The organism is Pseudoxanthomonas suwonensis J47, from assembly GCF_000513955.1.
Lineage (GTDB): Bacteria > Pseudomonadota > Gammaproteobacteria > Xanthomonadales > Xanthomonadaceae > Pseudoxanthomonas > Pseudoxanthomonas suwonensis_C.
The window spans coordinates 45,712-69,294 of the sequence record NZ_AZUZ01000023.1 but is presented as its reverse complement, the minus strand read 5'-3'; the positions used below and the strand labels follow the sequence as shown (position 1 = coordinate 69,294).

Sequence of the window (23,583 nt, the reverse complement as noted above, 5' to 3'; positions counted from 1 at the left end):
TACGGTGGCGGTTCGGGCGAGTGAGTCGCCCTTCCGGGCCACGGGGTACAAGCAAGTAAGAGGTAGTGAGTGGTAAGGCGCCGGGAATGAACGAGGGCGCTGGCGACGTCTGGCGCGTCGCCATGCGCCAGCTGCCTCACCGCATCCACAGTTCACTGCTTGAAAGCATTGGCGTAGTTGGCTTCGGACGGAGCCGGGGCAGCGCGGGGTTATGGCGCATCGCGCGGTTCCGCCGTCCATGGCTCCAACGCGCGAACGCAGGCCATCCATGGCCTGCTTGCGCCATACCCCCGCGCTACCGCGTCTTTCGGCGCGTTGGGTCGTGGCTTCGTTCTCTCCCCTCTCCCACCGGGAGAGGGGCAGGGGTGATGGTCGGGACCTCTCGCCACGCTGGCATACCGACCCTCTCCCCAACCCCTCTCCCGGTGGGAGAGGGGCTTGAAGACGCCGGCATCCCCGCATCTTTCGTAGCCCGGATAAGCGCAGCGCATCCGGGAACCAGGGGACGGCAGGCGTCGGATCGGCGTGGCGGGCAGGCTTTCCCGAATGCGGCCTGCGGCCTTATCCGGGCTACAAGCTCAAAAAAGTGCAGCCACGTCCCGGCCGCAATAGCCCCCTTGGTAAGGGGGCGCCGCGGCAGCGGCAGGGGATCGGAGGTAAGGCTCGCCGGGGCCCGCGCTTCGCTTCAGCGAAGCGTGGGGTATTCATGCGGCGAAGCCGTAGAATACGTCCCCGGCGGAGCCGGCCAGACAGTCGCGTCATGCGCAAGCATGCCGAGGAAAGTCCGGGCTCCACAGGGCACGGTGCCAGGTAACGCCTGGGCGGCGCGAGCCGACGGAAAGTGCAACAGAAAGATACCGCCAGCGGTCCGTTCCATCGCAAGGTGGACGGATGCGGGCAAGGGTGAAATGGTGCGGTAAGAGCGCACCGCGAGCCTGGTAACAGGCCGGCACGGCAAACCCCACCGGGAGCAAGACCAAATAGGGACCCCCATGGCGCTGCCCGCGTCGGGTCCGGGTAGGTTGCTTGAGCGTAGCGGTGACGCTGCGCCTAGAGGAATGACTGTCCACGACAGAACCCGGCTTACCGGCCGGCTCCGCCACTTCCTTTGCATCCCCGCCCCGGATGGTTCGCCCCGCCCACCCGGGCGGCGGCGATGACCTCTCGCGGGGCCGCCGCGCAGTGATCACCTGAATACGTGTTGATGTCCCGGCGGCGGTGTCCCGGGACAAGCGGCGCCTGCGCGGATCTCACATGGCCTTCACAAGTGCCGAATCTCAAAATTTGAGACTAAACAGCGACTTGTGGAAAACCCTTGAACTTGTCTGTGAACATCGCTGCAACTCATTGACGCAACAGGCGATTTTTTCCTTGAAATCCTGTTGACAACCCTGTTGGTGAATCCTAAGGTGGGCTTCCGGGGGAAAACCGGGAAATTTGTGGTTTTCCGTGGTTGAAGAGCCTCCAGCAGCAGGGTGCGGGTACCAGCGACGTGTTCCAGGGCGAGACCGCCATCACAGTGGACGACAAGGGACGGGTGGCCATTCCCACGGCCTACCGCGACCTCGTCGCGCGCGAGTGCGGCAACCGCCTGGTCATCACCTACAACCCGTTCGAGGCCGGTTCGCTCTACCTGTACCCCCATGCGCAGTGGGAGCAGGTCCGTGACCAGGTCAACGCGCTGCCCAAGACCCGTGCCGCGCACCGCAGCCTGCAGCTGAAGCTGGTCGGCGCCGCGGTGCCGGTGGAGCTGGACGCCAACGGGCGCATTTCCATCCCTCCCAGCCACCGCAGCGCGGTGGGCATCGACCGCAAGGCGGTACTGCTGGGCATGGGCGACAAGTTCGAACTGTGGAGCGAGCAGGCGCATCACGCGCAGATCCAGCGGACGCTGTCCGACGAGGATCTGAGCGAGCACATGCTCGATCTCAAGTTGTGACGGCGGGGGACCGGATGCGCACGGGCGCGCAGGCCGGCCACCCCGCTGCCCCGTCAGCGCCGGCGGCGCACCTGCCGGTGCTGTACGCGCAGGTCATGGACGGGCTGCGTGTGGTCGAGGACGGACGTTACCTGGATGGCACCTTCGGCCGCGGCGGCCACGCCCGCGGCGTGCTGCAACAACTCGGCCCGGGAGGCCGGCTGCTGCTGATGGACAAGGACCCGGAAGCGATCGCGGAAGCCGAACGCAGTTTCGGCGGCGACACGCGCGTGTCGATCCGCCGCGGCAGCTTCGCCACGCTCGCAAGCTGGGAAGAAGCGCGCGACCTTGACGGGGTGCTGTTCGACCTGGGCGTGTCCTCGCCGCAGCTGGACGTGGCCGAGCGCGGCTTCTCCTTCGGCAAGGACGGCCCGCTGGACATGCGCATGGACCCGGAGTCGGGCGAGAGCGCCGCCGGGTGGCTGGCCCGCGCCGACGAGGCGGAGATCGCCGAGGTGCTGTGGCGCTACGGCGAGGAGAGGCAGAGCCGGCGCATCGCCCGCGCCATCGTCGCCCGCCGCGCGCAGCAGGCGCTGACCCGCACCGCCGAGCTGGCCGCGCTGATCGCCTCGGTGGTGCCGCGCGGCAAGGACAAGAGCAATCCGGCGACCCGCAGCTTCCAGGCCATCCGCATCCATATCAACCGCGAGCTGGCCGACCTCGAGGCCGGGCTGGACGCGGCGCTGGCCGCGCTGAAGCCGGGCGGCCGCCTGGCGGTGATCAGCTTCCATTCGCTGGAAGACCGCATCACCAAGCAGTTCATCGCCCGCCACGCCAAGGCGCCGCCGGCCAGCCGCCGGCTGCCGCAGGCGGAAACCTTCGTGCCGGTGCTGGCCGACCTGGGCGGCGCGATCCGCGCCGACGAGGCCGAGCTGGCCACCAACCCGCGCGCGCGCAGCGCGGTGCTGCGCGTGGCCGAGAAGCTCGACGGCGAGGGGAGGCGGGTCGCATGAGCCGGGTCCTGCTCGCCGTCCTGCTGCTGGGCACCGTCGCCACCGCGATCGCGGTGGTGTACGAGCGCTACCGCCACCGCCAGCTGTTCGTCGAACTGACCCGCGCCGAGCGCGAGCGCGACGAACTGAACATCGAATTCGGCCGCCTGCAGCTGGAGCAGGCGACCTGGGCGCAGGCCAACCGCATCGACCAGGTCGCGCGCGAGCGCCTGGGGATGAAGTTCCCCGAGGCCGAGGACATCGTGGTGGTGCGCCCGTGAGCCGGCCCAACCGCAACCGCAGCGCCTTCGACCTGCGCGGCCGCATGATGCTGGTCGGCGTGGCGCTGGGCCTGTGTTCGGTCGCGCTGGTCGGTCGCGCCGCCTGGATCCAGCTGGTCAACGCCGACTTCTACCAGCGCCAGGGCGAGGCCCGCTTCGTCCGCGAGATCCCGATCCCGACCTCGCGCGGCATGGTCACCGACCGCAACGGCGAGCCGGTGGCGGTGTCCACGCCCGTGGAATCGGTGTGGGGCAACCCGCAGGAACTGCTGCGCCATCCCGAGCGCCTGCCGGAACTGGCGCAGGCGCTGGGCGTACCGGCCGACGAGCTGATGAGCCGGCTCTCGCAGCGCGCCGACAAGGAATTCGTCTACCTCAAACGCAGGATCAACCCGGACCAGGCCAAGGCCATCCTCGCCCGCAACATCCCGGGCGTGTTCTCGCAGCGCGAGTTCCGCCGCTTCTACCCGCAGGGCGAAGCGATGGCGCACGTGCTCGGCTTTACCAACATCGACGACCGTGGCCAGGAAGGCCTGGAGCTGGCGTTCGACGAATGGCTGCGCGGCAAGCCCGGCTCCAAGCGCGTGATCCGCGACCGCCACGGCCGCATCGTCGAGAACATCGAGCTGGTCAGCGCCGCCGAGCCGGGCAAGGACCTGACCCTCAGCATCGACCGCCGGATCCAGTTCCTCGCCTACCGCGAGCTGCGCAACGCGCTGAACACCTACAAGGCCAGCAGCGGCTCGGTGGTGGTGCTGGACGTGGCCACCGGCGAAGTGCTGGCGATGGTCAACCTGCCCAGCTACAACCCCAACGCGGTGGGCGGCGGCAGCCAGGACGCGCACCGCAACCGCGCGGTCACCGACCTGATCGAGCCGGGCTCGACCATGAAGCCGATCACCGTCGCCGCCGCGCTCAGCGCCGGCAAGGTGACCGCCAGCACGCGTTTCGATACCAGCCCCGGCTACATGTCGCTGGGCCGCTACACCATCCGCGACCACCACAACTACGGCGTCCTCGACGTCTCCGGCATCATCACCAAGAGCTCGAACCTGGGCGCGGTGAAGCTGGCCGAGCCGCTGTCGCCGCAGTATTTCTACGAGTTCATCCGCGGCTTCGGCTACGGCCAGGCGCCCAACAGCGGCTTCCCCGGCGAGGCGATCGGCTCGCTGCGCGAGCCGGCGCGCTGGGACGGCCTGACCAAGGCGACGATGGCCTACGGCTACGGCCTGTCGGCCACGCCGCTGCAGATCGCCGTGGCCTACGCCGCGCTGGGCAACCACGGCCGGCTGATCACCCCGACCTTCGTCAAGGGCCAGGTCAACGAGGCCCGCCAGGTGGTCAAGCCCGAGATCGCCGACCAGGTGCTGCGGATGATGCAGACCGTGACCGAGCCGGGCGGCACCGCCACCCAGGCCGCGATCCTCGGCTACCACGTCGCCGGCAAGACCGGTACCGCGCGCCAGGCCGCGGCCGGCGGCTACGCGCGCCGCTACACCACCACCTTCGCCGGCCTGGTCCCGGCCAGCAACCCGCGCTTCGCCACGGTGGTGGTGATCAACGATCCGCAGGCCGGTTCCTACTACGCCGGCCTGGTGTCGGCGCCGGTGTTCCGCAACGTGATGGAGGATGCGCTGCGGCTGATGGACGTGCCGCCGGACGACATCGATACCTGGCTGGCCGCGCAGGCGCGCGGCGAAGCCAAGCGCCAGGCCGCGCTGCCGCCGTTGCCGGCGGCGCTGGAGGAGCCGGCCGAGGATCCGACGATTCCACCGGCGATGGTCGGTGGCGGGGGTGGTCCATGACCCGCCGCATGCCCCTCTCGCACCTGATTCCCGACGTCGCGCTGCCGCGCGACATCGCCGTTTCCGGGCTGGTGATGGACAGCCGCGAAGTGCGCCCGGGCGACGCCTTCGTCGCCATCGCCGGTTTCGGCACGCACGGCCTGGCGTTCGCGAAGCAGGCGCAGGAGAAGGGTGCCGCGGCGGTGCTGTTCGAGCCGCCGGCGCCCGCCGAATACCCGGCGCCGGCCGATGCGATCGCCGTGCCGGGCCTGCGCGCGCGGCTGGGCGCGATGGGCGACGAGTTCCACGACCATCCCTCGCACCGGATGACGATGGTCGGGGTCACTGGCACCAACGGCAAGACCTCGACCGTGCAGCTGCTGGCCCAGGCCTGGCACCTGCGCGGCCTCGCCAGCGGCAGCATCGGCACGCTCGGCACCGGCCGCTACGGCCAGGTGCAGCCGACCGGTTTCACCACGCCGCTGGTGCTGCCGATGCACGCGATGCTGGCGCGGCTGCGCGACGACGGCGTGCAGGCGGTGGCGATGGAGGTGAGCTCGCACGCGCTCGACCAGGGGCGCGTGGATGGCGTGCACTACGACGTGGCGGTGTTCACCAACCTCACCCGCGACCACCTCGACTACCACGGCGACATGGAGACCTACGGCGCGGCGAAGGCGCGGCTGTTCTCGCGCGACGGGCTGAAGGCCGCGGTGCTGAACCTGGACGACGCCTTCGGCCGTACCCTGCGTGGCCGCTTGGCGCCGGAAGTGCAGGCGGTGGGCGTGAGCTCGCGCGGCCAGGCCGGCGCGACCCTGCGCGCCGAGGCGCTGGGCTTCGACAACCGCGGTCTGGCTTTCGAGCTGGTCGCCGGCGCGGACTCGCATCCGGTGCGCTCGCCGCTGCTGGGGCGCTTCAACGTCGACAACCTGCTGGCCGTGGCCGGCGTGCTGCATGCGCTGGGCGACGACGTGGCGACGATCGCCACGACGCTGTCGCAACTGCAGCCGGTGCCCGGGCGGATGAACCGCCTCGGCGGCGACGGCGTGCTGCCGCTGGTGGTGATCGACTACGCGCACACCCCCGACGCGCTGGCCCAGGCCCTGACCAGCCTGCGCGCGCACGCGGCCGCCAAGCTGGTCTGCGTATTCGGCTGTGGCGGCGACCGCGACCGCGGCAAGCGTCCGCAGATGGCGCAGATCGCCGAGGCCGAGGCCGACCTGGTCATCGTCACCGACGACAACCCCCGCACCGAGGACGGCGACGCGATCGTCGCCGACATCCTCGCCGGCTTCGCCGCGCCGCAGGCGGTGGTGGTGGAGCGCGACCGCGCCGCCGCCATCGCCCGCGCGATCGGCGATGCCGGCCCCGACGACATCGTGCTGGTGGCCGGCAAGGGCCACGAGCCGTACCAGGAAATCAACGGCGTGCGCCATCCCTTCGACGACACCGACGTCGCCCGCCGGGCGCTGGAGGCGCGCGCATGAACCGCCTTCCGCTCTCCCTGATCGCCCACTGGGCCGGCGGCGAACTGCACGGCGACGACACCGTGGTCGATGCGGTCAGCCACGACACCCGCCAGCTGCGCGGCGGCAGCCTGTACGTGGCCCTGCGTGGCGAGCGCTTCGACGGCCACGACTTCGCTGCCGACGCGGCCATGCGCGGCGCCAGCGCGCTGCTGGTCGAACGCCTCCTCGAACTCGATCCGCCGCTGCCGCAGATCCTGGTCACCGACAGCGAACGCGCGCTGGCGCGGATCGCCGCCGGCATGCAGCGCGACCGCGAGGCGAAGGTGGTGGCGATCACCGGCAGCAACGGCAAGACCAGCGTCAAGACCCTGGCCCTGGCCGTGCTGCAGCGCGCCGGCCTGGCCTATGCCAACCCGGGCAACCGCAACAACGAGATCGGCCTGCCGCTGGCGGTGATCGACGCGCCGGAGGATGCCGACTTCGCCATCTACGAGATGGGCGCCGGCAAGCCGGGCGACATCGCCTATCTGACCGCGATCGCGCGGCCGGACGTGGCCCTGGTCAACAACGTCGCCGCCGCGCACCTGGAACGGATGGGCAGCCTGCTCGGCGTGGCCGAGACCAAGGGCGCGATCTACGCCGCGCTGCCCGATGGCGGCACCGCGGTGATCAACGCCGACGACGCCTTCGGCGAGTGGTTCGAACAGCAGGTGGTGCGTCCGGTCGACAGCGGCCGCACGGTGCTGCGCTTCGGCGTCGATGCCAGCGCCGACGTCACCGCGCGCGACATCCGCGTCGCGGGCGAGGGCAGCCGCTTCGTGCTGGTGACCCCGGCCGGCGAGGCCGGGGTCGAACTGGCCCTGCCGGGCCGCCACAACGTCTGCAACGCGCTGGCCGCCGCCGCGATCGGCCTGGCCTGCGGCATGGAGCCGGAGGCGATCGCCGCCGGCCTGGGCGACGCGCGCCCGGTCGCCGGCCGCCAGGTGGCGCACGCGCTGCCCGGCCACGCCCTGCTGATCGACGACAGCTACAACGCCAATCCCGGTTCGGTGGCCGCGGCGATCGACGCGCTGGCCGCCTCCGGCGACGAGGCCTGGCTGGTGCTGGGCGACATGCGCGAGCTCGGCCCGGAGGCCGAGGCGCTGCACGCCGACGCCGGCCGCCGAGCGCGCGCCGCCGGGATCGCCCGGCTCTACACGCTGGGCCCGCTGAGCGCCGCCGCCGCGCGCGCATTCGGCGAGGGCCGGCATTTCGACACCCACCAGGCCCTGGCCGCGGCGCTGCAGGACGACCTGCGCGCGCGGGCCCAGGCCGGTGCCGCCCCGGCCAAGGCCTTGCGGGTGCTGGTGAAAGGTTCGCGCGGCAGCGCGATGGACAGGATCGTGACCGCGCTGCTCGCGCAAGGGGATGCCGATGTTGCTTGAACTGGCGCGCTGGCTGCAGGGCCTTGAAAACTTCTTCGGCCTGTTCGGCTACCTGACCTTCCGCGGCATCCTTGCCGCGCTGACTGCCCTGTTCCTGTCGCTGTGGCTGGGACCGGCGGTGATCCGCCGGCTCGGCCAGCTCAAGGGCGGCCAGCCGATCCGCAAGGACGGTCCGCAGTCGCACTTCTCCAAGGCCGGCACCCCGACCATGGGCGGCGCGCTGATCCTGATCACCGTGCTGCTGTCGGTGCTGCTGTGGGGCGACCTGCGCAACAAGTACGTGTGGGTCGTGCTGCTGGTGATGGCCGCGTTCGGCGCGATCGGCTGGTACGACGACTGGATCAAGATCGTCAAGCGCGATCCCAACGGCCTGAAGTCGCGCTGGAAGTACCTGCTGCAGTCGATCTTCGGCCTGGCCGCCGGCCTGTACCTGTACCTGTACGCCGACGTGCCGGCGGCGACCACCTTCTACGTGCCGTTCTTCAAGTCGATCGCGCTGCCGCTGGCCGGCGTCGGCTTCGTCGCCATCGCCTACTTCTGGATCGTCGGCTTCTCCAACGCGGTCAACCTGACCGACGGCCTGGACGGCCTGGCGATCATGCCGACCGTGCTGGTGGCCTGCGCGCTGGGCGTGTTCGCCTACGCCTCGGGCAACGCGGTGTTCTCCACCTACCTGCAGATCCCGCAGGTGCCCGGCGCCGGCGAGCTGATCATCATCTGCGCGGCGATCGCCGGCGCGGGCCTGGGCTTCCTCTGGTTCAACACCTACCCGGCGATGGTGTTCATGGGCGACATCGGCGCCCTGGCGCTGGGCGCGGTGCTGGGCACGATCGCGGTGATCGTGCGCCAGGAACTGGTGCTGGTGGTGATGGGCGGCATCTTCGTCATCGAAACCCTGTCGGTGATGATCCAGGTCGCTTCGTTCAAGCTCACCGGCAAGCGCGTGTTCCGGATGGCGCCGATCCACCACCACTTCGAACTGAAGGGGTGGCCGGAGCCGCGCGTGATCGTCCGCTTCTGGATCATCTCGGTGATCCTGGTCCTGGTCGGCCTGGCCACGTTGAAGGTGCGCTGATGAACGACCTCTCGCGTCAGGCGACCCGGCTGGAGGCCATCGGCGGCCACTTCGACCCGTGGCTCGGCGCCGCGGCGGTGGCGCTGGCCTGCCTGGGCGTGGTGATGGTCGGCTCGGCCTCGGTGGCGATCGGCGAGAACCTTGGCGTGGGGCCGTTCCACTACCTGGTGCGCCACGTGGTCTTCCTGGGCGTCGGCATCGGCCTGGCCGTGCTGGTGATGCGCACCGAGCTGAAGACGGTGGAAAAGTACAACCAGCTGCTGCTGCTGGGCTGTTTCGTCCTGCTGCTGCTGCCGTGGCTGCCCGGCCTGGGCGTGAGCGTCAACGGCGCGCGCCGCTGGGTCAACCTGGGGCTGTCGCGCTTCCAGGTGGTCGAGGCGGTGAAGGTGCTCTACATCGTGTGGCTGGCCAGCTACCTGGTCCGCTTCCGCGACGAGGTCAACGCGACCTGGCCGGCGATGCTCAAGCCGCTGGGCGTGGCGGCGCTGATGGTGGTGATGCTGCTGGCGCAGCCGGACTTCGGTTCGGCCACGCTGCTGCTGGGGATCACCGCCGGCATGCTGGTGCTGGGCGGGGTGAACCTGCCGCGGATGTCGCTGCCGATCGTGCTGGGCCTGCCGCTGCTGGTGGTCGTCGCGATCATCGAGCCGTACCGCCTGCGCCGCATCACCTCGTTCATGGATCCGTGGCAGGACCAGCTCGGCGCCGGCTACCAGCTGTCCAACGCGCTGATGGCGGTCGGCCGCGGCGAATGGTTCGGCGTGGGCCTGGGCGCGTCGGTGCAGAAGCTCAACTACCTGCCCGAGGCGCATACCGACTTCATCTTCTCGGTGATCGCCGAGGAACTGGGCTTCGCCGGCGTGTGCGTGGTGGTCGGCCTGTACATGCTGCTGGTCGGCCGCGCGCTGCACCTGGGCCTGAAGTGCGTGGAGATGCGCCGCCACTTCGCCGGCTACATCGCCTTCGGCGTGGCCCTGTGGATCGGCATGCAGGGCTTCGTCTCGATCGGCGTGAACCTGGGCATGCTGCCGACCAAGGGCCTGACCCTGCCGCTGATCTCCTCCGGCGGCTCCAGCGTGATGATGACCTGCGTGGCCATCGGCCTGCTGCTGCGGGTGAGCTACGAGCTGGACCGCGCCGAGCGCCAGCGTGCCGTGCGCCAGGATGCGATGCCGCCCACCGAAGCCGCCGCTCCGGCTGCACCGGCCTCCGCGCCGGCGCCGGCACCCGCGCCGCGTGCGACCGCAAAGGCCGGCCCGGTGGCCGCCGCCCCGGCGCCGTCATCGGCCTCGGCCATCCTGCGCGGTCGCGGCACCTCGCGCATCGAACCGACCTTCGGAGGCCTGCCGTGAGCAGCGTGCAGCCTTCCGCTTTTGCGCGCCCGGTGATGGTGATGGCCGGCGGTACCGGCGGCCACATCTTCCCGGCGCTGGCCGTGGCCCACGAGCTGCGCGAGCGCGGCGTGCCGGTGGTCTGGCTGGGCGCGGCCGGCGCGATGGAAACGCGGCTGGTGCCGCAGCACGGCATCGAGATCGACACGCTGCCGGTGGCCGGCGTGCGCGGCAAGGGGGCGGCGACCCTGCTCGCCGCGCCGTTCCGCCTGGCGCGCGCGGTCAACGCGGCGCGCGCGGTGCTGCGCCAGCGCCGTCCGCGCGCGGTGATCGGCTTCGGCGGTTTCGCTTCCGGCCCCGGCGGCGTCGCCGCCTGGCTGTCGGGCCTGCCGCTGCTGGTGCACGAACAGAACCGCGCGCCGGGCATGACCAACCGCGTGCTGTCGCGGCTGGCGCGGCGCACGCTCGCCGGTTTCCCGGGCAGCTTCGCCCGCGAGGAAGTGGCCGGCAATCCGGTGCGTGCCGCCATCGCCGCGCTACCGCCGCCACAACAGCGCCTGGCCGGCCGCGCGGGCCCGCTGCGCCTGCTGGTGCTGGGCGGCAGCCAGGGCGCGCGCGCGCTCAACCAGGCCGTGCCGGTGGCGCTGGCCGCGCTGCGCGAGCTGCCGGTGCAGGTGCGCCACCAGTGCGGCGAGAAGCTGCGCGCCGAGGCCGAGCGTTCCTATGCCGAGGCCGGCGTGGATGCCAGCGTCGAGGCCTTCATCGACGACATGGCCGCCGCCTACGCCTGGGCCGACCTGGTCGTGTGCCGCGCCGGCGCCTCGACCCTGGCCGAGCTGTGCGCGGCCGGCGTCGGCAGCGTGCTGGTGCCGTTCGCCGCCGCGGTCGACGACCACCAGACCCGCAACGCCGAATACCTGGTCGAGAACGGCGCCGCGCTGCTGCTGAAGCAGGACGCGCAGCTGGCCGCGAACCTGCAGGGCGCGCTGCGCGCGCTGGCCGCCGACCCGGCGCGGCGCATGGCGATGGCCACCGCCGCGCGCGGCCTGGCGCGACCGGACGCCGCCGCGCGGATCGCCGCCATCGTCCTCGAAGAATCCCTTTCCCCCGATACGTCTACTGGAGTTTCCCCATGATCCGCCGCCTGCACGACACCGGCGACCTGGTACGCGCATTCCCGCGCGTGCATTTCGTCGGCATCGGCGGCACCGGCATGAGCGGCATCGCCGAGGTGATGCTGACGCTGGGCTACGAGGTGTCCGGTTCGGACACCGCCGACAACGCCGCGACCCGCCGCCTGGTGCGGCTGGGCGCGCGGGTGATCCGCGGCCATTCCGCGGCCAACGTGCTGGGCACCGACTGCGTGGTCGTCTCCAGCGCGATCCGCGAGGACAACCCGGAACTGATGGAAGCGCGCAGCCAGCGCATCCCGGTCGTTCCGCGCGCGGCGATGCTCGCCGAGCTGATGCGCTTCCGCCGCGGCATCGCCGTCGCCGGTACCCACGGCAAGACCACCACCACCTCGCTGACCGCCGCGGTGCTCAGCGAGGGCGGGCTGGACCCGACCTTCGTGATCGGCGGGCAGCTGCTGGCGGCCGGCGCCAACGCCAAGCTCGGCGGCGGCCAGTGGCTGGTGGCCGAGGCCGACGAGAGCGACGGCAGCTTCCTGCGCCTGAACCCGCTGATCTCGGTGATCACCAACATCGACGCCGACCACCTGGAGAACTACGGTGGCGACTTCGCCCGCCTGCAGGGCGCGTTCGCCGAGTTCCTGCAGCGCCTGCCGTTCTACGGCTTGGCGGTGCTGTGCATCGACGATCCGGAGGTGGCGAAGCTGGCCGCGCAGACGCCGCGCCACGTGATGACCTACGGCAGCGCCGAGAACGCCGACGTGCGCGCCGACGACATCGTCCAGGAAGGCCCGCGCATGCGCTTCACCCTGCGCCTGCCGGAAGGCGCGACGGTGCCGGTGAGCCTGGCCCTGCCGGGCCGGCACAACGTGCTCAATGCGCTGGCCGCCGCCGCGGTGGGCTGGCAGCTGGGCGTGTCGCCGGAGGACATCGCCGCGGCGCTGGAGAAGTTCGCCGGCATCGGCCGCCGCTTCAACGATCTCGGTGAGGTCACCACGGCCACCGGCGCGACCGTGCGCGTGGTCGACGACTACGGCCACCACCCGCGCGAACTGGCGGCGGTGTTCGCCGCCGCCCGCGGCGGCTGGCCGCACAAGCGCCTGGTCGTGGCCTTCCAGCCGCACCGCTACAGCCGCACCCGCGACCAGTTCGACGCCTTCGCCGCGGTGCTGTCCGAAGCCGACGCGCTGGTGCTGAGCGAGGTCTACCCGGCCGGCGAGGCGCCGATCCCCGGTGCCGACGCGCGCGCGCTGGCCCGCGCGATCCGCGCGCGCGGCCGCAGCGAACCGGTGGTGGTGGGGCAGGTCGCCGACCTGCGCCACGTCCTGCCGGACGTGCTCCAGGACGGCGACCTGCTGCTGATGATGGGCGCCGGCGACATCGGCTACATCGCCCACCAGATCGCCGGCGACGGCTTCATCGCCGCCCCGGGAGGCCAGGCATGAGCGTCACCACCGTGCTGCCGCCGCCGCGCTTCACCGACCCGACCGTGTTCGGCCGCGTCGCCGTGCTGATGGGCGGCACCAGTTCCGAGCGCGAGGTCTCGCTGGACTCGGGCCGCAACGTGCTCGATGCGCTCCGCACCCACGGCGTGGACGCGCACGCGGTCGACGGCATCCCGGCGCTGGTCGAGGCGCTGGCGCAGAAGAAGTTCGACCGCGTGTTCAACATCCTGCATGGCGGTGACGGCGAGAACGGCGTGGTCCAGGGCCTGCTGCAGGCGCTGGGCGTGCCGTATACCGGCGCCGGCGTGCTCGGTTCGGCGCTGACCCTGGACAAGATCCGCACCAAGCAGGTGTGGCTCGCGCTGAACCTGCCGACCCCGCGCTACGTGCGCCTGGAACGCGGCGCCGACGCGGTGACCGTGCACGCGGCCGCGCGCAGCCTCGGCCTGCCGGTGATCGTGAAGCCGTCGTGCGAAGGCTCCAGCGTCGGCGTCTCGCGCGTGCTGGACGAGGCCGACCTCGATGCCGCCGTGGCCCTGGCCGCGCGCTATCCGGGCGAGCTGCTGATGGAGCAGATGGTGGTCGGCGACGAACTGACCGTCGGCATCCTCGGCGACGTGGCCCTGCCGTCGATCCGCATCGTCCCCAAGGGCGAGTGGTACGACTACAACGCCAAGTACATCGCCGAGGACACCCAGTACCTGTGCCCGGGCCTGGACGGCGAGGACGAGCTGCGCGTGCGCGAGCTGGCGCTGGCCGCGTTCCGCGCCGCCGGCTGCAGCGGCTGGGGCCGCGTCGACGTGATGCGTTCGCGCGCCACCGGCGCGCCGAGCCTGCTGGAAGTGAACACCGCGCCGGGCATGACCAGCCACTCGCTGGTGCCCAAGGCGGCTGCCCAGGTCGGCATCGGCTTCGAGGAACTGTGCTGGCGGATCCTGGAGCAGACGGTATGAAAGAGCCGGGATTCGTGATGACCGGACATCCGTCCGTGAAAAGCCGGGATTGGAGATTCGTGGAGGCGGCGTCGCGCGGTGCTGGCCGTCTGTCGGCCCGGGTTCGCGTGGCTGTTGCTTTTTCGAATCCCGAATCCCCAATCACGAATGCCGCGGAAGACCGGAGGTCTTCCGCATGAACATGCTGCTGCGCATCCTGGCCTGGCTGCTCGCGGTGGCGCTGGTCGCGCTGCCGGTGGTGGCCGTGCTCAACGGCTGGGTCGGCGCCGAGCGCTGGCCGCTGTCGCGCCTGCGCGCGACCGGCCAGTTCGAGCGGGTCCAGGCCGAGCAGCTGCGCGCCGCGGTGGCGCCGCATGCCGAGCGCGGCTACTTCGCGGTGGACCTGGATGCCGCCCAGCACGCGGTGGAACAGCTGCCGTGGGTCGAGCACGCGCAGGTGCGCAAGCAGTGGCCGGACGCGCTGGTCGTGCACGTCGTCGAGCACGAGCCTTTCGCGTTCTGGGGCGAGGACCAGCTGCTGTCGAAGCGCGGCAAGCTGTTCCCGCTGCCAAAGGACCTGGCCGGCGAGCGCATGCCGCACCTGGACGGCCCGGAGGCGCGCACCGCCGAGGTAGTCGAGATGTACAACCAGGCGCGCGAGCTGTTCGCGCCGCTGGGCTACGGCGTCAGCCGCCTGGGCGTGGACGCGCGCGGCAGCTGGTCGATGACCCTCGACAGCGGCCTGGAGGTCGTGGTCGGCCGCGACGACGCGCGCGCGCGCCTGCAGCGCTTCGTGCGCGTGCTGCCGCAGCTGCTGGCCAAGCAGGCGCGCCCGGCCACACGCGCCGACCTCCGCTACACCAACGGCTTCACCCTGGCCTGGGACACCCCGGCCAGCCGCCACACCCATTCCCCCTCGAGCCCGCAGGCGCAGGTCGCCGCGCGGACGCAACCACGGCAGGCGAGCAGTACATGAACCGCAAAGGCGACAAGTCCCTCATCGTCGGACTCGACATCGGCACCTCCAAGGTGGTGGCGCTGGTCGGCGAATACTCGCCGGGCAACCCGATCGAGGTCATCGGCATCGGTTCGCACGAGTCGCGCGGCCTCAAGCGCGGCGTGGTCGTGGACATCGAATCGACCGTGCAGTCGATCCAGCGCGCGGTCGAGGAGGCCGAGCTGATGGCCGGCTGCGAGATCCGCTCGGTCTATGCCTCGATCTCCGGCAACCACGTCCAGTGCAAGAACTCGCCGGGCATCGTCCCGATCCGCGACGGCGAGGTCACCTGGGCCGACCTGGACCGCGTGCTCGACGCGGCCAAGGCGGTGGCGATCCCGGCCGACCAGCGCATCCTCCACGCGATCCCGCGCGAGTACGTGCTGGACGATTCGCAGGAAGGCATCCGCAACCCGGTCGGCATGACCGGCGTGCGCCTGGAAGTGCACGCGCACCTGGTCACCTGCGCGCAGTCGGCGGCGCAGAACATCACCAAGTGCGTGCAGCGCTGCGGCCTGCAGGTCGACGACCTGATCCTGTCCTCGCTGGCGTCCTCGGTGGCGGTGCTGACCGCCGACGAGCGCGAACTGGGCGTGGTCCTGGTCGACATGGGCGCCGGCACCACCGACATCGCGGTGTTCATCCAGGGCGCGATCTGCCACACCGCCTCGCTGCCGATCGCCGGCGACCACGTCACCAACGACATCGCGCACATGCTGCGCACGCCGACCCCGGAAGCCGAGCAGATCAAGGTGCGCTACGCCTGCGCGCTGGCCCAGCTGGCCACCGCCGAGGAAAGCATCCAGGTCCCGTCGGTCGGCGACCGCCCGCCGCGGCGCATGCCGCGCGCCTCGCTGGCGCAGGCGGTGCAGGGCCGCTACGAGGAGATCTTCGAGATGGTCCAGGCCGAACTGCGCCGCTCCGGCTTCGAGGAGCTGGTGCGCGCGGGCATGGTCCTGACCGGCGGCGCCTCGAAGATGGAAGGCGTCGTGGAGCTGGCCGAGGAGATGCTGCAGATGCCGGTGCGCATCGGCATCCCGCAGCACGTCAGCGGCCTGGGCGAGGTCGTCGGCAACCCGGTCCACGCCACCGGCGTGGGCCTGCTGCTGATGGGCAGCCAGATCGAACACCCGCGCCGGCCGTCGCTCCCCAGCGGACGCGCCGGCAGTTTCCTGAAGAAGCTTTTCAAGTGGTACGGCGGAGAGTTCTGACGGCCGGAATTGGTGATTCGTGATTCGTTGAAGCGCGGGTTGCCGGTTGTGCAGGCGGGTAGGAGGCAGGGCGGAAGAGGTACGGCAGGAAAGAGGAAGGCAAGGCGGAAGGTAGAGGTTCAAGGAAAGCTGGCAACGGGCGGTGGTCTGCAGGACGGCGGACCGATCGCACAGGCACAAACCAAGAAGAGAACGCCGGAGAGGTCGAGGAAGGTTCGTCGAATCACGAATCCCGAATCACCAATCACGGCTCCACCAGAGGACAACGGACATGGCACATTTCGAACTGATCGAGAAGATGGCTCCGAACGCGGTGATCAAGGTCATCGGCGTGGGCGGCGGCGGCGGCAACGCCGTGGCGCACATGGTCAACAGCAGCGTCGACGGCGTTGAATTCATCACCGCCAACACCGATTCGCAGGCGATCAAGAACTGCGGCGCCAAGCTGCAGCTGCAACTGGGCGGCAACGTCACCAAGGGCCTGGGCGCCGGCGCCAACCCGGAAGTCGGCCGCCAGGCCGCGCTGGAGGACCGCGAGCAGATCATCGCCGCGCTGGAAGGCGCCGACATGGTGTTCATCACCGCCGGCATGGGCGGCGGCACCGGCACCGGCGCCGCGCCGGTGGTGGCGCAGCTGGCCAAGGAGATGGGCATCCTGACCGTGGCCGTGGTCACCAAGCCGTTCCCGTTCGAGGGCCGCCGCCGCATGCAGGTGGCGCTCAAGGGCATCGAGGAACTGGGCCAGCACTGCGACTCGCTGATCACCATCCCGAACGAGAAGCTGATCACCGTGCTCGGCCGCAACGCGACCATGGTGCAGGCGTTCCGCGCCGCCAACGACGTGCTGCAGGGCGCGGTGCAGGGCATCGCCGACCTGATCGTGCGCCCCGGCCTGATCAACGTCGACTTCGCCGACGTGCGCACCGTCATGTCCGAGATGGGCCTGGCGATGATGGGCACCGGCAGCGCCCGCGGCGACGACCGCGCCCAGGCCGCCGCCGAGTCGGCGATCCAGAACCCGCTGCTGGACGACGTGAACCTGGCCGGCGCCAACGGCATCCTGGTCAACATCACCGCCGGCCCGGACTTCACCATGGCCGAGTTCGACGAGATCGGCCGTTCGATCGAGGCATTCGCCTCGGAGGACGCGACCGTGGTGGTCGGCACCGTGCTGGATCCGGACATGCAGGACGAGGTGCGCGTGACCGTGGTGGCCACCGGCCTCAACCGCGCCAGCGTGCGCCAGCCGGTCCGTGGTGAGCATCGCGAGTTCGGCCGCGCCGACTTCAGCCAGCGCCAGGACGCGGTGCGCCCGGTGCGCCTGGTCCGCGACGGCACCACCGGCCTGCCAATCGACGACGGCTTCGCCGCCGACCCGGTCGCCGGTGCCGTGGGCGGCCTCGGCCTGCGCCGCGGCAGCGCCGCCGGCACCAGCGCCCCCGCCGCTCCGGCTTCGGCGCCGGCCCCGGCCGACCTGCCCAGCGACTACCTGGACATCCCGGCGTTCCTGCGCCGCCAGGCGGACTGATGCGACGGCCGGCCCCCGGGTCGGCCCCGCAGTGGATGACCGGCGGGACGCGCCATCGTCCTTGCCGGCGGCAGTAACCGGACACATATATGTCCGGAGTCCGTGTCCCTTGCTGCCGGGCCATGGAGGCCCGGCAGGTTTTCCCGGTCGCAGGCGCACCCCTGCCCGGGAGCGCCGCCGCGGGAGCACGGCTGCAGTACGTTAAGATTCAGCTAAATGCGTGATATTCTCACCTGCTTCACGCGACCCCAGATACGGACCATCCGTCGCACGGCGAACCCCATGACCCGGCAGCGCACCCTCAAGAACACGATCCGCGCCACCGGCGTCGGCCTGCACAGCGGCAACAAGGTCTACATGACCCTGCGCCCGGCTCCGGTCGACCATGGCATCGTGTTCCGCCGCACCGACCTGGATCCCGTGGTCGAGATGCCCGCCGCCGCCGACCTGGTCACCGAGACCACGCTGTGCACCGGCCTGTCCTGCGGTCCGGCCAAGGTCCAGACCGTCGAGCACCTGATGTCGGCCGCCGCCGGCCTGGGCATCGACAACATGATCGTCGAGCTGTCCTCGGCCGAGCTGCCGATCATGGACGGTTCGGCCGGCCCCTTCGTGTTCCTGCTGCAGTCCGCCGGCATCGCCGAGCAGGACGCGCCCAAGCACTTCATCCGCATCCTCAAGGACGTGGAAGTGCGCGACGGCGACAAGATCGCCCGCTTCAGCCCGTACGACGGCTTCCGCCTGGATTTCACCATCCAGTTCGACCACCCGATGATCCCGGCCAAGCAGTCGCACCACCGGCTGGAGTTCTCGACGGCCGCGTACATCAAGGAAATCTCCCGCGCGCGCACCTTCGGCTTCATGCGCGACCTGGAGTACATGCGCGACCTCAACCTCGGCCTGGGCGGCTCGATGGACAACGCCATCGTGCTGGACGAGTTCCGCGTCCTCAACGAGGACGGCCTGCGTTACGCCGACGAGTTCGTGCGCCACAAGATCCTCGACGCGATCGGCGACCTGTACCTGGTCGGGGCCCCCGTGCTGGGCGCCTACGAGGGCTACAAGTCCGGCCACGCGCTCAACAACAAGCTCGCCCGCGCGCTGATGGCCGACGCCACCGCGTGGGAAAAGGTGAGCTTCGACGCCGCCGCGGCCCAGGCGCCGCTGGCCTACGGCACCCCCGCGCTGGCCTGAGCCCGGCTGGCGGCTGGGCGCCGGCACTGTCGACCCCATCCGGTCCGGAGCTTCAGCTTCGTGACGCCGCGTGCCCGCGGCTCCCGCCCGTGTTCCGCCGGAAAGGCCCGCCCGGTCCGGCCAAGCCACCCCGCCGGCTCCAAACCTGAACAGGGTATTCAGTCTGGTGGTCGCTGACCAGCTTCAGGCACTTTCATGAAGCGTGAACCCGGTCGGCGATCCGTTCCCATCGTAACGAATGTTTAACCATTCGCTAACGACGTGATGGATGGGTGACGTTAGGATGCCCCGCGGGTTGGCCTCAGGCAGCGGGAATTACGTTGCCCGGCCGGTCCGGCAAGCCGGGGCGGGAGTCCCCGGTTCCAGGGAACCGGAAGGATCGGGTTCCCGCAGGGATGCCAGTGCGTCGTCCACGGCTTTGCGGGCGGTCGCTGAAACCGGGGGAGCCGTTGCACCGGCCGAAGGGTGCGGATGCAGCGGACCGGTAGTCGTTTTGATGATGACTGCGGTGGGGTTCAGCCCGACGGAGCGGGCCGCATCGAGGAGTTCGGCCTCGGCAAGGCGCAGGCGCGCCCGCCAGACCGGCGAATCGGTGACAAAAACGAGTTGTCCGCCGGATACGTTGGCCAACCGGCAATGGGGCACCAGCCCCGGCGGCAACAGGGGACGCAACTGCTGGTCCAGCGCATCGAGCCAGAGGGCTCGGCGCAAGGTGGCGCCAGTTTCATCCGCGAACGCGGCTTCGGCTGCGGGAAGCGGGACGGCCGCCCTGCGGGCGTTGGACTTCGAACCAGGCATACCCGAAAGCATGAGCTATAAATTCATAGTAAGAAACCCGCGTGACGGTCGCGCCAACGGAATCAAGGGGCGGATCGGGGCAATCGCCACGCAGCGGCCAGGCCTCGCCTTCGCGGCGGTGCTGGCCACCGGTGTCCTCTTCGGTACGGGCGCCGGCGTGGCGATCGGAATGGCCAATGCGCAGCACACCGAGGCGCAGCTGGCCCGGCAACAGGAGGAACTGGAGCAGGTCCGGCGCCAGTCCCAGAAGGAAATCAACGCCCTGGCCGCGCGCCTGGGCGAACTGCAGGCCCAGGCCAACCGCCTCAACGCGCTCGGCGAGCGCCTGACCGAGGCCGGCAAGCTCGAGGACGGCGAATTCGACTTCCAGGGCGCGCCCGGCCAGGGTGGCGGTGGCGTGGCCGGCGACATGCCGCTGGAAGACCTGGTCGCGGGCCTGGACGAGGTCCAGGGCCAGTTCGAGGCCTCCGGCCGCCAGCTGTCGGTGATGGAATCGCTGCTGTTCGACCGCCAGCTGGAGACCAACGCGCTGCCGGTGCGTTCGCCGGTGCGCCGCAGCTACATCACCTCCGGCTTCGGCAACCGCGCCGACCCGTTCGGCCGCGGCCGCGCCATGCACAAGGGCATCGACTTCCACGCCAACGTGGGCGATCCGGTGCTGGCGGTGGCAGACGGCGTGGTCAGCTATGCGGGCACCCGCAGCGGCTACGGCAACACCGTCGAGGTCGACCACGGCAACGGCTACGTCACCCGTTATGCACACAACTCGCGGCTGAGCGTGAAGGTCGGCGACCTGGTCCGCGCCGGCGAGCAGGTCGCCAAGGCCGGCTCCACCGGCCGCTCCACCGGCGCCCACGTGCACTTCGAGGTGTGGGAGAACGGCCGGGTGGTCAATCCGCGCAAGTTCCTCGCCGATGGCCGCGCCCCGGTGAACGAACGCCGCGGCCGCGGCTGATCGCAGCGTCTTCCGGCAGACCCGTCCCCGCGAGGGGGCGGGTCTTTCGTTTTGTGGGTCCCGCCATGCGCGTGACCGATGGCAGGGTGCCTTGAGATCGCCGGCCGGCGTCCCAAGCTACAATGCCGTGTTGCCCAGGCAGGGCGCTTCGCGTCCGGCCGTCGTGGCCGCCGCAGGCGGACCCCGGGCGTTCATTCCCAATTGGCCTCATCGATGATCAACAAACTGCTTACCCGTGTCTTCGGCAGCCGCAACGACCGGCTCCTGCGCCAGCTGGACCGCATCGTCGCCCAGATCAATGCGCTCGAGCCGGAGATGCAGAAGCTCTCGGACGAGGCCCTGCAGGCGAAGACCCCGGAGTTCCAGCAGCGCATCGCCGGGGGCGAATCCCTGGACAAGATCCTGCCGGAGGCCTTCGCGGTCTGCCGCGAGGCCAGCCGCCGCGTGATGGGCATGCGCCACTACGACGTGCAGCTGATCGGCGGCATGGTCCTGCACCTGGGCAAGATCGCCGAGATGCGCACCGGCGAGGGCAAGACCCTGGTGGCGACCCTGCCGGTGTACCTCAACGCCCTGGAAGGCAAGGGCGTGCACGTGGTCACCGTGAACGACTACCTGGCCCGCCGCGACGCGGCCTGGATGGGCAAGCTGTACAACTGGCTGGGCCTGTCGGTCGGCGTGGTCTACCCGGGCATGCCGCATTCGGACAAGAAGGAAGCCTACGCCGCCGACATCACCTACGGCACCAACAACGAGTTCGGCTTCGACTACCTGCGCGACAACATGGCGCTGTCGAAGAACGACCGCTTCCAGCGCGGCCTGAACTACGCCATCGTCGACGAGGTCGACTCGATCCTGATCGACGAGGCGCGTACCCCGCTGATCATCTCCGGCCCGGCCGACGAGTCGCCGGAGCTGTACATCCGGGTCAACCGGATCGTGCCGCAGCTGACCCGCCAGGAGACCGAGGACGGCGAGGGCGACTACTGGGTCGACGAGAAGGGCAAGCAGGTGCACCTGTCCGAGGCAGGCATGGAGCACGCCGAGGAGCTGCTGCGCCGCGCCGGCATCCTGGGCGAGGACGAGAGCCTGTACGGGGCCAACAACCTGGCCGTGGTCCACCACCTCAACGCCGCCCTGCGCGCGCACGCGCTGTTCCAGCGCGACGTGGACTACATCGTCCGCGACGGCGAGGTAGTGATCGTCGACGAGTTCACCGGCCGTACCCTGGCCGGTCGCCGCTGGTCCGACGGCCTGCACCAGGCGGTGGAGGCCAAGGAAGGCGTGCCGGTCCAGCGCGAGAACCAGACGCTGGCCTCGATCACCTTCCAGAACCTGTTCCGCATGTACGGCAAGCTGTCGGGCATGACCGGCACGGCCGACACCGAGGCCTACGAGTTCCAGAGCATCTACGGCCTGGAAGTGGTGGTGATCCCGACCCACAAGCCGATCCAGCGCATCGACCATCCCGACCAGGTGTTCCTCAACCGCGAGGGCAAGTTCCGCGCGGTGCTGGCCGACATCCAGGACTGCCACAAGCGCGGCCAGCCGGTGCTGGTCGGCACCACCTCGATCGAGACCTCGGAGATGCTCTCCGAGTACCTGCGCAAGGCCGGCGTGCCGCACGAGGTGCTCAACGCCAAGCAGCACGAGCGCGAGGCGCAGATCGTCGCCAACGCCGGCCGTCCGGGCGCGGTGACCATCGCCACCAACATGGCCGGCCGCGGCACCGACATCGTGCTGGGCGGTTCGCTGGAGGCCGAGCTGGCGGCGCTGGGCGACGAGTCCACCGCGCTGGAGAAGGTCAAGGTCCGCCGCGAGTGGGAGGCCCGCCACGAGCAGGTCAAGGCCGCCGGCGGCCTGCACATCATCGGCACCGAGCGCCACGAGAGCCGCCGCATCGACAACCAGCTGCGTGGCCGTTCCGGTCGCCAGGGCGACCCGGGCTCCTCCCGCTTCTACCTGTCGCTCGAAGACAACCTGATGCGCATCTTCGCCTCCGACTGGGTGCAGAAGGCGATGCGCATGATGGGCATGAAGGAGGACGACGTCATCGAGGACAAGCTGGTCAGCCGGCAGATCGAGAAGGCGCAGCGCAAGGTCGAGGCGCACAACTTCGACATCCGCAAGAACCTGCTGGACTTCGACGACGTCAACAACGACCAGCGCAAGGTGATCTACGCCCAGCGCAACGAGCTGCTGGAGGCGGAGTCGGTCAAGGAGAACATCGACGGCATCGTCGGCGACGTGGTCAACGAGCTGGTGACCCGCTTCGTGCCGGCCGAGTCGGTGGACGAGCAGTGGGACCTGGCCGGCCTGGAGGTCGCCCTGGAAGGCGAGCTGGGCCTGCGCCTGGACCTGCAGGGGCTGTCGAAGTCCAGCGAGGAGCTGGACGCCGAGGGCATCGAGCGCCACGTGCAGGAAGCGGTCGCGGCGATGTTCGCCGAGAAGGAAGCCCAGCTGGGCGAGGAAACCGCGCGCGCGCTCGAGAAGCACATCATGCTCAACGTGCTCGACCAGAGCTGGAAGGAGCACCTGGCGCGCATGGACTACCTGCGCCAGGGCATCCACCTGCGCGGCTACGCGCAGAAGCAGCCGAAGCAGGAGTACAAGAAGGAAGCCTTCGAGCTGTTCTCGGAGATGCTGGAGAACGTCAAGCGCCAGGTGGTGAGCCTGCTGGCGCGCGTGCGCATCCGCAGCGAGGAGGAAGTGGCGGCCCTGGAAGCGCAGGAGCGCGCCCAGGCCGAGGCCAAGCTGCGCCAGGCGCAGTTCCAGCACGCCATGGCCGAAGGCTACGACACCGAGGACGAGGTCGCCGCGATCGAGCGCGAGCGCATGGCCTCGGTGATGGGCGCCGCCGCCCCCGGCACCGTGGTACGCGATGCGGCCAAGGTCGGCCGCAACGATCCGTGCCCCTGCGGCAGCGGCAAGAAGTACAAGCACTGCCACGGCCAGCTCTCGTAGAGCGGGGCTTGCCCCGCTGCCGCCACGCATAGAGGTGGGTTCCTTGGAGGGAAAGAGCAGCCGGGCAAGCCCGGCTCTACGTAGAGCCGGGCTTGCCCGGCTGCTCTTGCGCCCCCAACCGTTCCGGCCCCCCCACGCCCCCGGTTAAGCTCCCA

At 70.4% G+C, this 23,583-nt stretch carries 18 protein-coding genes and 1 other RNA gene; 18 read left to right on the top strand and 1 reads right to left on the bottom strand.

Going from position 1 to position 23,583, the window contains the following annotated elements:
- The first annotated feature begins 737 nt into the window (after window positions 1-737).
- The 16 genes from rnpB to lpxC all read left to right on the top strand — a co-directional run bounded on the left by rnpB (window position 738) and on the right by lpxC (window position 18,711).
- Window positions 738-1,102: RNase P RNA component class A (rnpB, locus tag M503_RS16825), an RNA gene on the top strand.
- 390 nt (window positions 1,103-1,492) lie between these two features.
- Entirely contained in the window at window positions 1,493-1,939 is a 447-nt protein-coding gene (gene mraZ, locus M503_RS0107670) for a division/cell wall cluster transcriptional repressor MraZ (RefSeq protein WP_024870192.1), read from the top strand.
- Window positions 1,940-1,953: 14 nt separating this feature from the next.
- Window positions 1,954-2,931 carry a 16S rRNA (cytosine(1402)-N(4))-methyltransferase RsmH gene (gene rsmH, locus M503_RS0107665; protein WP_028919967.1) on the top strand — a complete coding sequence of 326 codons (978 nt, stop codon included), beginning with the start codon at window positions 1,954-1,956 and terminating at the stop codon, window positions 2,929-2,931.
- A complete protein-coding gene (gene ftsL, locus M503_RS0107660) occupies window positions 2,928-3,191 on the top strand; it encodes a cell division protein FtsL (protein ID WP_024870190.1) in 264 nt (87 codons plus the stop codon). Before rsmH ends, ftsL begins: the two co-directional genes overlap by 4 nt.
- Before the next feature lie 44 nt (window positions 3,192-3,235).
- Window positions 3,236-4,996, top strand: coding sequence for a peptidoglycan D,D-transpeptidase FtsI family protein (locus M503_RS0107655; protein WP_051414382.1), 1,761 nt, complete (start codon window positions 3,236-3,238; stop codon window positions 4,994-4,996).
- On the top strand, window positions 4,993-6,462 hold the full coding sequence (locus tag M503_RS0107650; protein ID WP_028928183.1) for a UDP-N-acetylmuramoyl-L-alanyl-D-glutamate--2,6-diaminopimelate ligase: 1,470 nt from the start codon (window positions 4,993-4,995) through the stop codon (window positions 6,460-6,462). Before M503_RS0107655 ends, M503_RS0107650 begins: the two co-directional genes overlap by 4 nt.
- Window positions 6,459-7,868 (top strand): UDP-N-acetylmuramoyl-tripeptide--D-alanyl-D-alanine ligase, encoded by a 1,410-nt coding sequence (locus tag M503_RS0107645; RefSeq protein WP_028919970.1) that lies wholly within the window; start codon window positions 6,459-6,461, stop codon window positions 7,866-7,868. The genes M503_RS0107650 and M503_RS0107645 overlap by 4 nt, the downstream gene beginning before the upstream one ends.
- Window positions 7,858-8,943 carry a phospho-N-acetylmuramoyl-pentapeptide-transferase gene (gene mraY / locus M503_RS0107640; RefSeq protein ID WP_024870186.1) on the top strand — a complete coding sequence of 362 codons (1,086 nt, stop codon included), beginning with the start codon at window positions 7,858-7,860 and terminating at the stop codon, window positions 8,941-8,943. Before M503_RS0107645 ends, mraY begins: the two co-directional genes overlap by 11 nt.
- The gene (gene ftsW / locus M503_RS0107635) at window positions 8,943-10,295 is read left to right on the top strand and encodes a putative lipid II flippase FtsW (protein ID WP_028919971.1); all 1,353 of its coding nucleotides are present in this window, start codon (window positions 8,943-8,945) and stop codon (window positions 10,293-10,295) included. The genes mraY and ftsW overlap by 1 nt, the downstream gene beginning before the upstream one ends.
- 35 nt (window positions 10,296-10,330) lie before the next feature.
- A complete protein-coding gene (murG, locus tag M503_RS0107630) occupies window positions 10,331-11,410 on the top strand; it encodes an undecaprenyldiphospho-muramoylpentapeptide beta-N-acetylglucosaminyltransferase (protein ID WP_051414381.1) in 1,080 nt (359 codons plus the stop codon).
- Entirely contained in the window at window positions 11,407-12,849 is a 1,443-nt protein-coding gene (gene murC, locus M503_RS0107625; RefSeq protein ID WP_028919972.1) for a UDP-N-acetylmuramate--L-alanine ligase, read from the top strand. The genes murG and murC overlap by 4 nt, the downstream gene beginning before the upstream one ends.
- Complete coding sequence (locus M503_RS0107620; protein ID WP_028919973.1) at window positions 12,846-13,802, top strand: D-alanine--D-alanine ligase; 957 nt, start codon at window positions 12,846-12,848, stop codon at window positions 13,800-13,802. Before murC ends, M503_RS0107620 begins: the two co-directional genes overlap by 4 nt.
- Before the next feature lie 175 nt (window positions 13,803-13,977).
- On the top strand, window positions 13,978-14,757 hold the full coding sequence (locus M503_RS15935; RefSeq protein WP_037060860.1) for a cell division protein FtsQ/DivIB: 780 nt from the start codon (window positions 13,978-13,980) through the stop codon (window positions 14,755-14,757).
- A complete protein-coding gene (gene ftsA, locus M503_RS0107610) occupies window positions 14,754-15,989 on the top strand; it encodes a cell division protein FtsA (protein WP_024870180.1) in 1,236 nt (411 codons plus the stop codon). Before M503_RS15935 ends, ftsA begins: the two co-directional genes overlap by 4 nt.
- Window positions 15,990-16,260: 271 nt before the next feature.
- Window positions 16,261-17,517 (top strand): cell division protein FtsZ, encoded by a 1,257-nt coding sequence (gene ftsZ / locus M503_RS0107605; RefSeq protein WP_028919974.1) that lies wholly within the window; start codon window positions 16,261-16,263, stop codon window positions 17,515-17,517.
- A 282-nt stretch (window positions 17,518-17,799) separates the two neighbouring features.
- Window positions 17,800-18,711 (top strand): UDP-3-O-acyl-N-acetylglucosamine deacetylase, encoded by a 912-nt coding sequence (lpxC, locus tag M503_RS0107600; protein WP_028919975.1) that lies wholly within the window; start codon window positions 17,800-17,802, stop codon window positions 18,709-18,711.
- 315 nt (window positions 18,712-19,026) lie between these two features.
- On the opposite strand, the gene M503_RS17075 is transcribed toward lpxC, so the two are convergent.
- Window positions 19,027-19,509 (bottom strand): DUF721 domain-containing protein, encoded by a 483-nt coding sequence (locus M503_RS17075; RefSeq protein WP_081720978.1) that lies wholly within the window; start codon window positions 19,507-19,509, stop codon window positions 19,027-19,029.
- A gap of 10 nt (window positions 19,510-19,519) precedes the next feature.
- On the opposite strand from M503_RS17075, the gene M503_RS0107595 reads away from it, so the two are divergent.
- Window positions 19,520-20,464 carry a M23 family metallopeptidase gene (locus M503_RS0107595; RefSeq protein ID WP_028919976.1) on the top strand — a complete coding sequence of 315 codons (945 nt, stop codon included), beginning with the start codon at window positions 19,520-19,522 and terminating at the stop codon, window positions 20,462-20,464.
- A 213-nt stretch (window positions 20,465-20,677) separates the two neighbouring features.
- Window positions 20,678-23,428 carry a preprotein translocase subunit SecA gene (gene secA, locus M503_RS0107590; protein ID WP_028919977.1) on the top strand — a complete coding sequence of 917 codons (2,751 nt, stop codon included), beginning with the start codon at window positions 20,678-20,680 and terminating at the stop codon, window positions 23,426-23,428.
- The last annotated feature ends 155 nt before the right edge of the window (window positions 23,429-23,583 follow it).